This window comes from Alteromonas sp. 14N.309.X.WAT.G.H12 (assembly GCF_036697315.1).
In the GTDB taxonomy this organism is placed as follows: domain Bacteria; phylum Pseudomonadota; class Gammaproteobacteria; order Enterobacterales; family Alteromonadaceae; genus Alteromonas.
The window spans coordinates 2,212-15,906 of the sequence record NZ_JBAHZB010000037.1 but is presented as its reverse complement, the minus strand read 5'-3'; the positions used below and the strand labels follow the sequence as shown (position 1 = coordinate 15,906).

Annotated in this window: 12 protein-coding genes, 4 pseudogenes and 1 other annotated feature; of the genes and pseudogenes, 6 read left to right on the top strand and 10 right to left on the bottom strand. The window is 41.1% G+C overall.

The window, feature by feature from the left end:
- The 3 genes and pseudogenes from V5298_RS11210 to V5298_RS11200 all read left to right on the top strand — a co-directional run.
- Positions 1-234: pseudogene (locus V5298_RS11210) on the top strand (nucleotidyltransferase); the annotation flags it as partial.
- Positions 235-948, top strand: a complete 714-nt coding sequence (locus tag V5298_RS11205; protein ID WP_332931544.1) for a hypothetical protein — start codon at positions 235-237, stop codon at positions 946-948.
- Between the two features lie 116 nt (positions 949-1,064).
- Positions 1,065-1,577: pseudogene (locus tag V5298_RS11200) on the top strand (TraI domain-containing protein); the annotation flags it as partial.
- A 209-nt stretch (positions 1,578-1,786) separates the two neighbouring features.
- Here the strand turns inward: V5298_RS11200 and V5298_RS21040 are convergent.
- The 5 genes and pseudogenes from V5298_RS21040 to tnpA form a co-directional block, all read right to left on the bottom strand.
- On the bottom strand, positions 1,787-1,996 hold the full coding sequence (locus V5298_RS21040; RefSeq protein ID WP_416351169.1) for a winged helix-turn-helix domain-containing protein: 210 nt from the start codon (positions 1,994-1,996) through the stop codon (positions 1,787-1,789).
- Between the two features lie 48 nt (positions 1,997-2,044).
- Positions 2,045-2,193, bottom strand: a pseudogene (locus V5298_RS11195) (helix-turn-helix domain-containing protein).
- A gap of 909 nt (positions 2,194-3,102) precedes the next feature.
- Positions 3,103-4,605 (bottom strand): IS66 family transposase, encoded by a 1,503-nt coding sequence (tnpC, locus tag V5298_RS11190; RefSeq protein WP_332931543.1) that lies wholly within the window; start codon positions 4,603-4,605, stop codon positions 3,103-3,105.
- A gap of 86 nt (positions 4,606-4,691) precedes the next feature.
- Entirely contained in the window at positions 4,692-5,042 is a 351-nt protein-coding gene (gene tnpB / locus V5298_RS11185; protein ID WP_332931542.1) for an IS66 family insertion sequence element accessory protein TnpB, read from the bottom strand.
- Positions 5,039-5,359 (bottom strand): IS66 family insertion sequence element accessory protein TnpA, encoded by a 321-nt coding sequence (gene tnpA / locus V5298_RS11180; RefSeq protein ID WP_332931541.1) that lies wholly within the window; start codon positions 5,357-5,359, stop codon positions 5,039-5,041. The genes tnpB and tnpA overlap by 4 nt, the downstream gene beginning before the upstream one ends.
- 470 nt (positions 5,360-5,829) lie before the next feature.
- On the opposite strand from tnpA, the gene V5298_RS11175 reads away from it, so the two are divergent.
- Complete coding sequence (locus tag V5298_RS11175; RefSeq protein ID WP_332931540.1) at positions 5,830-6,048, top strand: restriction endonuclease; 219 nt, start codon at positions 5,830-5,832, stop codon at positions 6,046-6,048.
- Between the two features lie 101 nt (positions 6,049-6,149).
- Here V5298_RS11175 and V5298_RS11170 read toward each other — a convergent pair whose 3' ends face one another.
- The 3 genes from V5298_RS11170 to V5298_RS11160 form a co-directional block, all read right to left on the bottom strand.
- Positions 6,150-6,860, bottom strand: coding sequence for an NYN domain-containing protein (locus V5298_RS11170; protein ID WP_332931539.1), 711 nt, complete (start codon positions 6,858-6,860; stop codon positions 6,150-6,152).
- An 893-nt stretch (positions 6,861-7,753) separates the two neighbouring features.
- Complete coding sequence (locus V5298_RS11165) at positions 7,754-8,590, bottom strand: HD domain-containing protein (protein WP_332931538.1); 837 nt, start codon at positions 8,588-8,590, stop codon at positions 7,754-7,756.
- The gene (locus V5298_RS11160; RefSeq protein ID WP_332931537.1) at positions 8,583-9,413 is read right to left on the bottom strand and encodes a hypothetical protein; all 831 of its coding nucleotides are present in this window, start codon (positions 9,411-9,413) and stop codon (positions 8,583-8,585) included. Before V5298_RS11160 ends, V5298_RS11165 begins: the two co-directional genes overlap by 8 nt.
- Positions 9,414-9,580: 167 nt before the next feature.
- Between V5298_RS11160 and V5298_RS11155 the strand changes: the two genes are divergently transcribed.
- Together V5298_RS11155 and V5298_RS11150 are read left to right on the top strand one after the other, a co-directional pair.
- The gene (locus tag V5298_RS11155) at positions 9,581-9,802 is read left to right on the top strand and encodes a helix-turn-helix transcriptional regulator (protein ID WP_332931536.1); all 222 of its coding nucleotides are present in this window, start codon (positions 9,581-9,583) and stop codon (positions 9,800-9,802) included.
- A 57-nt stretch (positions 9,803-9,859) separates the two neighbouring features.
- Positions 9,860-10,988: pseudogene (locus V5298_RS11150) on the top strand (IS3 family transposase).
- Positions 10,141-10,257 (top strand) — a sequence feature (AL1L pseudoknot). It overlaps the preceding pseudogene by 117 nt.
- Before the next feature lie 67 nt (positions 10,989-11,055).
- Here V5298_RS11150 and V5298_RS11145 read toward each other — a convergent pair.
- Positions 11,056-11,964: a hypothetical protein gene (locus V5298_RS11145; RefSeq protein ID WP_332931535.1), complete on the bottom strand. Its 909-nt coding sequence runs from the start codon at positions 11,962-11,964 to the stop codon at positions 11,056-11,058.
- A gap of 800 nt (positions 11,965-12,764) precedes the next feature.
- The coding region (locus V5298_RS11140) for a tyrosine-type recombinase/integrase (RefSeq protein WP_332931534.1) at positions 12,765-13,695 on the bottom strand (931 nt) is incomplete at its 5' end.

The window sequence follows — 13,695 nt, the reverse complement described above, 5'->3', positions numbered from 1 at the left end:
GCTCAATACCGATTACAAGAAAACTTTTATAAATGGCTGTATCAAGCTAGAGCTGATTTTAGTGCTCTTTGCTCGAGTGATGATACGCAACGAATAGTAAATGCGGCGCAAAATGGTTTGGATCTGAAGCTTGATTCAAGTTCAGTAGCACGTCTATTGGGTATTCCTGCGGTGACAGCAAAACAAACTTTCGCAATTCAATCATCTGATCCAAAGCCATGGTTTAAGCAATAGATGAAGCACTGGAAGGCTGTAGGCCTAGAGGCTTTTCTATCGGCCTATCCGAACATTAGATTAGTAGATGTCCATGCAGATAAGATTGAGTTGCAGGGAGAGTATCAGTTAAAAGCACAGCTAGCTGGAAGTCGGTTTATTGAACGAACATTTTCTCTAAGGATTTTATGCCCAAGTGATTATCCTAGGGCTTTACCTGTGGTGTTTGATACAGCTGGTTACTTTCCTCGTAATCAGGACTTCCATACTTACTCTGATGGATCATTTTGTCTCGGCTCAGACCTGAAAATTAAGTCAATTTTAAAAATCGACTCGTCATTGACAACCTTTTTCGAAAAGATTGTTGTCAGGTTTCTTTATTCGGTGTCCCATAGGGTTGAATTTGGCAACTTTCCTTATGGCGAACTGGACCATGGTGAGAAAGGCCTGATTGATGATTATTCTCAGTTGTTCAATGTCAATGGTAAAGCATCAGTTCTACGGGCACTGAAAGCGTTAGGTTTGCGCAAGCGTGAGGCAAATAAATTACCTTGTCCATGTGGTTGTGGTGATCGTCTTGGCTCGTGTGACTATCGGTTTGTCCTGAACGGGTTTCGTCAAGTTGAGCGTCGCCGATGGTTTCGCGATCACCTACAAGATACTTTTACACCGATTGAAAAAACCAAAAGGAGAGTTGGGAAAAAAACTAAAAGGCCAAGTAGAAATACGCCTTAGCTTAATAAGCTCCTTCAGTATTTTATGCCATATGTGTTAATACATATCGGATTTTAGAGTCTAATTAACCGGCAACACCAGATTGAACCTTCACTCTATCATGTCGGAGGTTCACTATGTTCAAAAACCTATTTTTTCAAACAAAAGCATTACCAGAGCTGTCATCTCAACTCGATGCAGAAATCCCACGCTACTCGCCATTCCTGAAGGGGTTGCCAGCTGCGTCACCTGAAGATTTGCAGTCCACATAAGACGAGCTAATTGCCAAACTTCGCCAGGTACTTGGCTTCAACCAGCGCGATTTTTAACGGTTGATTCAGCCCTGCATTGACCATCTGGCTGCTTATGTCCACTTGCTGCCAGCTTCTGAGCATCATCATCACAGTGGCGCTGGTGGTTTATTACGTCATTCATTGGAAGTTGCTTTCTGGGCTGCACAAGCAGCTGAAAGGATCATCTTTGTTGCCAGTGACACACCAGTTGAAAAACAAGAGCTGGAACCAAGGTGGCGTGTTGCTGCGGCATTAGGCGGTTTGTTCCATGATATTGGTAAACCTGTTTCAGACCTGTCCATAACAGACGAAGACGGACGCTATCAGTGGAACCCTTTTTTAGAAACCTTATCCCAGTAGAGCATTACAAGTCTTCGAAAAATGCTGGGGGTAACATTGCGTGTTCTTCCTAAGATGTCGTCGGCCAACGCATCGTTGATAGTTTGATATGCGTTTCTTAAGGATTCATCAAGTGTGATTTCTTTGTCGGTATCATCATCTTGTGTCGTAGATATCTCAAAGCAAGTGGTTTTGTTGGCACCAACGAATTCGTCCTACTCTTCAAACTACTTGAGATAATTTGAATCAATTGTGGCGGATTCGTTAACTAAAACATCAAGTCCTCTCTGAGTGAAGATGAAATGACCTCTGAGTGGCGCCTCAAGAAGCTTGGTTTTAGTGAGATATGTACGCGACCAACCTACCCTATTGTGCAGCACTTTTTGTTCGCCACTTGGGAGAGTTCTTTCTCGCTCTTCTTCTGATAGTGGTTGCATGCATTGTTGATAATTAGGGATCATTCCTTATCCTTTTTGGCTTTCTATTTAAGCTTCCAAATCAATTCTCTTAAAACGCCAACTACCACCGACTTTGAAGCTAGGTAATTTTCCCTCTGCGGCCAGTCGATATGCGGTTTTTCGGTGAGCTTAAGGTACTCCGCGACTTTTCTCAATGTCAGTATTTCGTCGGTCATTTTTATATCCACCCAAAATGCTAAGTAAGAGAATATGAGAAAATTCGGCAATAAACAAGAATCGCATTGGTTACGATATCAAAATAGCGATATCTATCTCTATATTTTGATATTTATAGATCGTCCTACAGCCCTTTCTATGCAAGGATTTATAGATAGCTACTAATCATTAAAGCGCGATTTCACTGACTTTATATAGGTGCTGACAACCTGAGGGCTATAAGAATTATTGATTTTCAAAAATTAATAAAAGTCACAAATCCGTTGTAACATGACAAACAACGAACCTACGATGAACTACTGAGCTATTACTATGCGCCGTACTCGGATTAAGAATTCACTTTAGTAGCTTTTCGTTCTTTAATCACTTTAAAGCTTCCTCCTGAGCCTTGAGATCAGGTAACGCGTAATAGTTGATGTTAATCAACTTGTTTAATAAATACTTGTTTGACCCATCTAGAACTCTGCTCAATTCGAACAAGTTTACGTCATAAGAGCGGCTGCAAGCAGACGCTAAGGCCTGAGCGACGAGATCTGATGAACTACAGTACTTATGTTCTTCGGGTACCGCTTTTATTTCATTTATAGCTTTTATACTTTCCATCCTTTGGAATTTGGTTTTATTTAACTAGCCGCTTCAAATAAACTGTTTAACGATATTATTGAATCAACTCTATTTAACTTATCCCAATTGATGACTTAATCAGCATGAAATAGCAATTATTTCATCAAGCCTACAAAAAGCACTGTAAAACTACACTTTTATTTTGTTTCGATAGTGAATGAATTAGGAGATAACAACGGTTGTAAAGGTCTGATGACTGAAAAGTCGCTTGCTTAGAACGTGATGATTATCATTTTGAAACAGTGCTACCCAGCTGTTTTGATGTAAGCGTCCGCTAATCCCACCTAGCACTTAGCAAGTTTCCATGGTAGCAATTGCTCGATATCGGCGTCGGGCTTGCTGAGTTCATCAAGGCAAGTCATCACATACTCGAACACATTGAGGTCGTTGGCCTTCGCGGTTTCGATGATGCTGTAGAGCGCTGCACTGGCGTTTGCACCTGTGGCGGTTTGGCTAAACAACCAGTTTTTCCTGCCTATGACGAACGGTTTAATCGCGCGCTCAGCGCGATTATTATCAATACTCAGTAGTCCGTCGAGTGTATAGCGCACTAGCTTTTCCCATTGGTTCAAGCTGTATTGTATCGCCTCGCCTAATTTGGTCTTGGGTAACACTTGTTGAACTGACTTCACTAGCCACGTGTAGAGTTGGTTTAGCAGCGGCAGGCTTTTTTCTTGTCTGGTGAGGTAGCGCGCTTCCACCGTTTTATCTTTTAATTGCGTTTCGATGCGGTAGAGTTTTTGGATGTGATTGAGTGCCCAATCTGCTTTGCCACTGCCTTTCTTACCCGCGCCTTTCTTCGCTTCCATAAACTTACGACGTGCATGTGCCCAACAGCCGATAAGTGTCGCTTGCGTTTGCTCGTAGCCTTGATAGCCATCCACTTGCAGGTAGCCGTTATACCCACGAAGGAAGTCTATTGCGCATTGCCCTGCACGACTATTATGATAATCGTACAGCACGATATTGGGTGTCTCGGTACCAGGTATATTTCCGCCAGCTGAGTCAGCGCCACTGGCGTACAACCACATATAGCTGTGCGCTTTCTCAGACTCAACCACCTTCAACGTGGTTTCATCCGCCGCGATAACAGGTTGCTTTAACAGATGTTGATGAAGCTGCTCATAAAGGGGTTTGAACAATTCAGCACAACGGATTATCCAATCAGCCATAGTTTTGCGGCTGAGTTCGATACCATGCTGTTTAAACATCGCCTCTTGTCGATACAGCGGCAACCCATACTGATATTTGCTGGTAATGATTTGGCTTAACAAGCTTGGGGTGGCATAACCTTTAGGAATAATGCTGTGAGGCACAGGGGCCTGTTTAACCGTGTTACTTATTCCATCCTTTTCACAGGTGCGGCAAGCATATTTAGGACGAACATGCTCAATCACTTTTACTTGAGCAGGGATAAATTGAAGCTTCTCTGACTTATCTTCACCAATGCGATGTAACTCACCCGCACAACAACCACAGATTTTTTCTTCATCCGCAATGTCGTGAACGATAACCTCGCGGGGCAAGTCTTTAGGCAATGGTTTACGTGTGGGCTTTTTACGGGTATAGCTAATCGCTTCTTCGGCTGTTTTAGCTTCAACAACCAGCTCTTCCGCTTCATTAAACAACTCACCTTGCCCAGGGTGGCCTTCGGTGCTTTTACCGAACTGCTTATGCTGGGCAATACGAAACTGCTCTTCAAGGTATTGATAGCGCGACATAACCTGCGACAACATCTTTTTCAGTGTCGCTGGGTCGTCGGGTAAGTTTTCAATATCAATATTCATGACGTTATTATCATGCAATAAGCTACTGATTACCCGACATTATTAAGACTATTTCGTGATCGATAATCACTACTTATGATCACAGGTTATAAGCCGGATGCATTGTAGTGCAAGGGCTGATGACCTATGACATCGTAGCCCGATAACAACCATTGTAACTGCTGTTCACTTATATACATCTGCTGCAAGTCCGCATCGACAGGCCACTTAAACCGATGCTTCTCGAGGCGCTTGTACCAAAGTGCGAAGCCCGTTTTATCCCAATAAAGTATTTTGAGCTTATCGCGCTTTTTATTGCAGAAGACAAACAGTGCATCGCGAAACGGATTAAGGTTCATATCCTGCTCAACAACGACAATTAAGCCGTTAATCGATTTGCGGAAGTCGACGATATCCATGTATAGATATATGTCGGCTGGTTCAACAAACATCCTCATTCGGCCAACGCCTTCATCACAGTCGCAATCCAATGAGGGCTAACATTCGTTGGCACGCTCAGCTGAGCGTTTCCCAATTTTAGAAGAAGTTCGCCACCCATTTCTTCGGTGTATGATTCAACCTTCGTCACTTCGCGTTTCACCTGAACGAACTTGCTGCTTGTTCGTTGAAGCCTAATATCACGGCGCCGAGTGTAGTAAGTTTGAACGTTAATCTGCTGCTGGCGACAAAACTCCACCGCAGTGAGTCCGCTTTGCTTTTGTTGCTCAAATAAATTGAGCCAGTCTTGTACTTTTCTTCGTTGATGTTGCTGCATGGGTATTCTCGTTAGCAAAAAGAGAGCACCATGCCGTAGCTAACTTATGAATTGAATATGGGGATTACCGGACGCTCACGTTTTGATTTTATGTTTTTATCTTTCAATAAACCGATTAAAAAAGAACAGTAGTATGAATATATCGATATCAAGATATATCTATATCAGTTGCTCAGATGATATTTTGATATTTGTAGATTTGTCTCAAGCCCTTTACATAGTTAGCTCTCATGATAGCCATCATTATTTAAAGTGCGATTTACAGTGCGCTCGATAATGATTTGCATAGACTCAAAGATTGAAATCATTGTATTGATATATTATGAGTAAAAAGTCGCCATCACTTCTAACAGCGTTTTCGTTCCTTCCATGGTGAGCGAGTGTTGTCGCAGCCATTGTTGTCTATATTAGCCTTACATATGTTGTTCCAAGCTTAGTTGCCGATAATCAAATATTGGTAATGGTTGTGGGTGCAGGTAAAAGTGTCATCTGCTAAAACGGTCTACGTCGTCAGTTCCGGCCATTTTACAAAAGAAGCAATCTCTTTTGGTAGTGACCTACCGATAACACTGATCGATGGTGATCAGTTACTCACCCTGACAGCTGAAGTACAATCATGCGCAAACATAAAGTCCGTTTCACCAACTCCGGCTATCAACCAATGCCCAAAATGCGAGTCAAATTTATAGTGAAGCGAGTCGCCAAAAATGGACCTCAGAAAGGCAATGAATTTATAAGGTGCAGTAGCTTTCCCAAGTGTCGTTATATTCAATCGTAAATCACCTGCTCACTAAGACTTTGTTTTACGTTTATCTCGAACATAAGTACCACTTCCATTCTTCATTTTTACTTCAAAGAGATCAATGGCCATAAATAGGTCTTTCATCTTTTTAAATCCGTAGTTGCGCGGGTCAAAAGACGCGTGGTTAGAAATGTGTTGTCCGATTGTTCCTAAATTAGCCCAGCCAGCATCATCTTCAGACGCCTCTATTGCTTGTCGCAGCATGTTCATCAATTTAGTATCGCTTTTGATATTTGGCTTTGATTTCTTAATCGTTTTTTCGTCAGTTGTTTCTTCATCAAGATATAAGAATTTCGAGCAGCTATTAACAAAAGCAGCTGGCGCTTTACGTTCACCAAAACCAATGACGAATTTACCGTCAGCTAATGCACGTGTAACGAGTGGCGTAAAATCACAATCAGAGGATACCAGACAGATTGAATCTACGTTTTTAGTATACAGAATATCCATTACATCATTTACTAGCGCTATGTCGGTAGCATTTTTGCCTTTAGTTAAGTCAAATTGCTGTATGGGTTGAATAGCGAACTCGTGCAGTACATCTTCCCACGGCTTGATGTTTGAGCTTTTCCAATTTCCATATGCTTTTCTAATGTTAACCACACCGTATTTTGCAAGCTCTGAAAGAATCGTTTCGATTTTGCTAGCTGGTGCATTGTCAGCATCAATAAACAATGCAATTTTTTCTTTTTCCTTCAAGCCTATTCCCTACTCTCTTATTTGTGAAATTCCTTACACTAGTTTGACATTGGCCAATTACAGATCAATCTCTTAAATATGTTTAAGATATGATTTGAAATACAGAAGCAAAAGTCATCAGCCAAGACTGATTAATCTTTAAAGCAATTTATCTTTAAATTCCTGCGTCCTCATATCCGCTTTTTCACCCGTTAGACTACTACATTTATGCTCTACATGTGCATCCCAACCCAATGGCCAACGTTTAAATGTGTGTTGGCCGCAAGCCGGGCAAGCTTTACTGTGATTTATCACATTCTTACTATCTAATTTATGCTTTTTAATGGGCTCACTTTTGGGCTCAGAAATGGGCTCACTAGTTTGCTCTAAGGCATTCACTTTTTGTCGATTTCTAAAGGTGTAATTTCAAAAGTGTTTAGAGCGCCTAAACAAGATAAATAAATTGCGTAATTTGAACGAGACTCTCTTAGTATTTCACGCTACGCAACATCTAAGCTAGCAACCCAAGATAGACTATAAGCATCAACGTTGCCATGCAGATCACCATTAAAAATATCTTTGACAGTACGTCAATCGATAGAACCTTAAATTCAGTCTAATTCAATGTCGCATACTGCGTTACCACTGAATTTTCAAGTGCGTTACCACTTAAATTTTGAAATGCGTTACCACTGAAAAAATAATTTAAGTGGTAACGGGGGGAGGAGGGTATAAAGTGCACTATGTAGCTATTTCAGTAGTAACGCTTTTGGTAAAACGAAACATGATATTGCTAAAGTCCGCAAACGTGGGACAAAAATAGTTCTCACAAGAGTTCCTCTTTTAAAGCAGTCATTGCTTTTGTTTTGAACTTAATATTTGTATGAGCTCGGTCTGTTCAAAGCCTTGCTAAACTATTGCTCTCGGAACTTCACTCTTAACATACTCAATTCAATTGGATGCTCAGAGCTGTTTATACCGAGCATATTCGCGCTAGGCTTAAGTGAGTCAAACACAATTGAATCTACATAAAAACTAAGTCTTTTGGTACGAATATGACGCATGTAATCGTCAAATCCATCATCCATTTTCGCAACATTTTTGGGAAAGTTTCTAGCACTTTCTGATAAATAAAACTCATCGTTTATAATGCAATAAAACACCCTATTTTGAGTGATAAATTGGTTAACTTTATCACTAATTTCACATTTATTTTCATCATCATGTGCAACCAGAGCAAAGTCGATTTTTTCCATTAGAATTTGATGCAAATTGGGGCAGACATTGCCGCAAACATCGCCCAATTTTTTAAGGTATTCAAGTGACCCTTTTACAGACTCTAAAGTCCAACTAGCTGGTATCGAAGAAGCGTCATTAATTGCATCAGATAACATTATAAGGCGGTGATTTTTACTACCGTTTTTAGCTTTTGCTAACTGCTCTAATCTGCGTTCTTCTAAACTAAAACGCTTATTGTCGCTCAGGCTTAACACCGTTTCAGCTACTTCATTTCCAAATGTCTGATGAAGCTCATCGTAGCTTATGTTTGTATCTTCAATAGCATCATGTAGCAGGGCTGAAATAAGCAGATCTTCATCATCATGCCCAAACTTTATTAGCAGTGACATAACCTCAATAAGATGGTTGAAGTAAGGTGATTGATCGAATTTTCTACGTTGCGCAGCATGCGCTTTTGCTGCCATATTTAATGCAGCAATCAGTCGTTGCGGTACCAAATACTGATTATCCATAACGTTTCTTGTTACAAAAGTTGGGCACTGTAACAGCATGAAAATATACTATCTGTAAGACCGCGATTATCGGGCACTCATCAAGACTACTTCCCTTCAGATTTAGCATTAAAGTTTGACTCAATATGCTCTCAAAAAAGGCGGCTAATTCCTGATCAAATTTAGCAAGAGTTGCAATACCTTGCACGACAAACTCGCGAAACTTTTGCATGTCATGAAAATCAGCATTGAGCTTATAACTTGGGTCCAAATAGTGCTTGAAACCCATCCATAACATCGCACCAACGACCGCATAATCTCGTTGTTTATCGTTCACAAACTTCACAGAAAACAGCCAGCTTAACGATTCTCGCAATAGAATTGCATCATAAAATGAATAACACTTCTGTATCTCCTTTTCTCCATTGTAGCCGCGAATAAACATATCTTTAATTTCAAGCAATGACCTATCAGATATCTGCCTTAAATGAACCGGAAGCGGCGTATCATTTGTCACTAGTTGATACTCTGCATCAACTTCAAAACCACAACTACGCAACGCGTCGGCGACTCCTGACAGCCTAATATCAATTAAGTTCCAATACCCACCTACCCCATTATCTTTGAAGCTTGCTTCGACATAAACGAAACCACCAAGCGGATAACGTATTGCTTTGAAAGTACTTAATTTAAGCTCTGTTTCACCGTCACTAACCGTAACTATAAATTCGAAATCGGTAAGATAATGGTCGTACATCTTAATATCTATAAGACGATAGTGACCTTTCAATACTCTGTACCTTCCTGCGTCTTTCAATAAAATATTGGTTTGCTTTAACTGCATGCTGACCTCACTTCTTCATCCAACAAACTAATCGCATATGAGCATTATTGCTCACATGGGTTATTAGATCATCATATAAGACTATATGTCAAGTTTGATTTTAATCATGTGTGATTAGTTTGGTACACTATGTGAAATTTAATAACTTTTATGATTAGGTAGAAGGCGTGATCAGAGTTTTATTAGTGCAGAAATTAGATGATAAAAGCTTTGCAGAAGGTAGAAAAATAACACTTAAAGAGGTGGCAGATAGTACCGGAATAGGCCGCGCCACATTGACACGAATAGCTAATAAACCTGACTACATCACAACCACTGAAATTATTGATAAACTTTGTGATTATTTTGATTGTGAGCCGGGTGATTTACTTAAAACAGTAAAGCGTTGAAGTGTAATGAATCAATCCGGGTTTGTCGGAGGCTAATTATCTTGAGAGAATTAGCCAATCAACAAAAGAGTAACGTATTCCCCAGAAGTCCGCGAGCGAGCAGTTCGCATGGTTTTGACCTCAGAACATGAGCATCCTTCGAGATGGGCAGCCATGGTGTCTATTGCATCAAAAATTGGATGTACGCCTGAAACATTAAGGGCGTGGGTCAATAAAATGGAAGTTGAATCAGGTAAGAGAGCTGGTGTGCCTTCTGATGCCAGCGCAAAGATAAAATAGCTTGAAAGGGAGAATCGAGAGCTTAAGCAAGCCAACGAAATCCTCAACAAGAAGGCAGCCGCATTTTTTGCGCAGGCGGAGCTCGACCGCAAACCGAAGAAATAGTCAGATTTATTGATTTATATCGCTCGTTGAATGGTATCGAGCCAATTTGTCGTGTAGTGCAAATTGCACCATCAACGTATTACCGTTGTAAATCGCTGGAAGCACAGCCAGAACAACGCTGTCAGCGTTATCATCGTGATAAAGCATTAAAACCTGAGATAATGCGAGTCTGGCAAGAAAACAAACAGTGCTATGGTGCCAGAAAAGTCTGGAAACAGATGCAACGAGAAGGCTTTACAGTGGCTCGTTGCACTGTAGCCCGACTGATGAAAGTGCTGGGGATTAAGGGGATACGCCGTGGTCGTCGTTGTATTCCAACCATTCCCGATGACAGTGCAGCTAAACCACTGGATTTAGTGAATCGTGAATTCACGGCACAGCGCGCTAATCAGCTGTGGGTGGCAGATATCACCTACGTTGCGACCTGGTCTAGCTTTGTCTATGTCGCCTTTGTGATCGACGTATTTTCACGCAAGATTGTCGGCTTGCGCGTGATGAAGTCTATGCAAACACATCGATTCGTTACTCGGAACGTTTATCTGAAACGGGATTTGCAGCCTCGGTTGGTAGTGTCGGTAATTACTATGACAACGCCCTGGCCGAAACCATCAATGGACTTGACAAAACTGAAGTCATCCACAAAGATGGCCCCTGGAAAGGGCTGGAACAAGTTGAGCTTGCCACCCTGGATTGGGTTGACTGGTTTAACAATAAGAGACTGCTACAACCTATCGGAGACATTCCACCCGTTGAATATGAGGAAAACTATTATCGACAATTAGCGGAACATGCGGCAGCATAACTCAAACAAATCCTCCCCCGAATTTACCGGGGCGATTCAATTCTACTAACATTGGTTATTCTGTGACTTAGTACAATAGCTCTACATACTTTGCTGGGAGAACAGCAAACTCGCCCCACCCAACATTCTCAATGCTTAACCCAATACCGCTTTCAGTGACAATCCCAAACATGATTACAATTTTGCCATTTGAATGGTCGTCGATACCGTGCTCAACAGATACGCCGTCACGAGCTTTTAAACAAAAATCAACATACTCACCTCTAGGAAAATCGAACATTGTCTGACGTATATTTTGCGGTGTGGAACCGCAATTCCAAGAGCTACTCACTTTTGCGTAGTAGAGTTTAGGCTCGTCGTCGACCCCCTTGACTGACCTAACATCAACTAGCAGGTCCTTTAACTGTATCGCATTCTTCCTTCCTGGCAAGTGAAAGTACTTATATATGTTCTTGTTAAAGTTTCTACACAGGCCTCTTACTGTAGTAATCCTAGAAGGTAAGCTGAAGCTTTCTCCATTGTGACGCCCAATTGGAACATCGGCTAAATCACCATCTTTATCTTCTACAGGACCGGCTTGGTATTCCCTAGGGTTGTCATTGTTAAGCGGGATCGGTTTATCTTTCATAAACCCCTTTACAACAATTAATTCCTCGTCGTCGATTGCTTTTTTAGCTAATTCTTCTGAATCGTATCGCTTCCCTTTAGCCCTCTTAACTCTAAGGCTACAATACGGTTGGTATTTTCGGCTATGTGCGAAAAATGCTTTCCGTCCATTCGAATCATAGTCTGTTTCTTCGGGCGACCGAAACAGATTAACACTGCATTCAGGGCAGAAGATATGATCCTTCATGTCTGGAGTGTACTCTGTGGTAGTGACCTCTACAGCATCATTCTTTAATGTTTTTTTATCGTCGCGCTCAAAGTCCCAATTGTCTAGGTATAACGCGAACTTAATTTGATTGTTATCTTCCATAAATCTATCCTCAATTCCTTTGTTTGCATAACTCTTATGTGAGTCAGTCCCTGTGACCATATCTAAATCACTTAGTACCTAGGCTATCACGCGGCATTAAAAAGACAACGCGCTACATTGCATCGCAAGTAAAAGGCTCAAATTACAATCTGTCAATAGCAAAGGTGCATGCTATTAAATAGGAATAAAGGAAAATCAAAGTTCCACCTAACATAATGATATATATAAGGTTAAAGTGAAAACCTTAGGGAGCGAGATTGCTGATTGGATAAGCTGATACATAAACTAAGAAGCGAATAATGTTGGCCTTCCCAGTTAAGCTTATAGCCTCATTATCAAAATAAAAAAATTTGTCAGTATCGGAAACGAAGCTACCGCTCAAATAGTATCATATTCTCTTCAAATTCAGCCGCCTCCCCTAGCAAAAAAACAATTTTGTCGTGAATATAGTAATAACAGGTTAATTGGCGGGCGATTGAAGGCAAATATGGCTTAGTTATTCATTTTGCGCGAGGTACTACTGCAATGAATAAGTACCTATTGAGACTCAAAAGATAAGTTGTTTATTTACTACTTTCAATAGATTTCAAAATGATAATAAGAGTGGCCTACTTAAAAGGAGTTCAAGATCGCACTCATTGGGAATGACGGGGATTAGGGCTGATTTGATGATTTTATATTTAGCTAAGCAGAGTCTTTGACTGCTTACTTTTATACTTACGCAAAATGATAATTGCTTGCGGTTGATGTAGATCACCCTTCGCATACGCGAAGGGCGTTTTAAACGCTAATAAAGGCAATTAGCCTATGCTATTCGCCAAGCTCACAATGGCTTGGTGGGTCATTTTCAAGCCTTCAAGGCTGCTAGAGGCGAGCTCTATCGGCATGCTTCCCATGAAAGGCGCGTTGCGATTCGACATAGTCATATAACCCGCTACGTTTTGAGAATTTGAAAATACCTCTTTAAGCTTAGAATTTATATCAAGTAGCAAAATGCACCTATCTTTCAAGTCTGGACTAAATCCTAGGAAGGATTCTGGCTCTGCTTGTACTGTGCCTAATGAAACCGAGATAGGAACGCCCAAAAGGGCACTTTTCTGCTCATCACTAATATCCCAACTTTTAAATAACTTGAAAGTCGACTCTACCACTTGATTCATATTTACCTCTCTTTTGTGCCACGTAAGATTCTTATCTAGCACCTCTTTAAGTCGAGCAAGCGGGATTTGCTCCATATCAGCATAAACACTCAATGTAATATCATCGTCAACTGAGTGACCGACAATGCGTTTGATCAGGTAATGCTCCTCGCCATTAGTCACGCAAGTTGAAATCACTGTGCGCCTAGAGGAGTGGAAGCTAATTAGAGAACGTTTCGCCAATTCGGCCTCAGAATCAATCCCAATATTCTTGAGCATCGTTCTGTTAAACCAACGTGAGATAGGATCCCCCCAACCTGCACTACCTGGCTCTGAAACCCCTTTTCGAATTTGGGGAAATAGATAGATTTCACCTTTGTCTTTTAACCCGTTTATATACTGTAAGATACCTAAATCCAGAAGATACTGAGCGATTGGCACTGTTCTCTCGCTTGCTTCGTTTTTTACATCGAGACCATATAAGTCGAAATACCAAATCCCCCCATTATCCTGTTTGATGTGACTTAATGGCAGAGCCGACATTTCATTTAGACGCATCCCTGAGTATAAAGCTAACTTGGGGTACCAATAA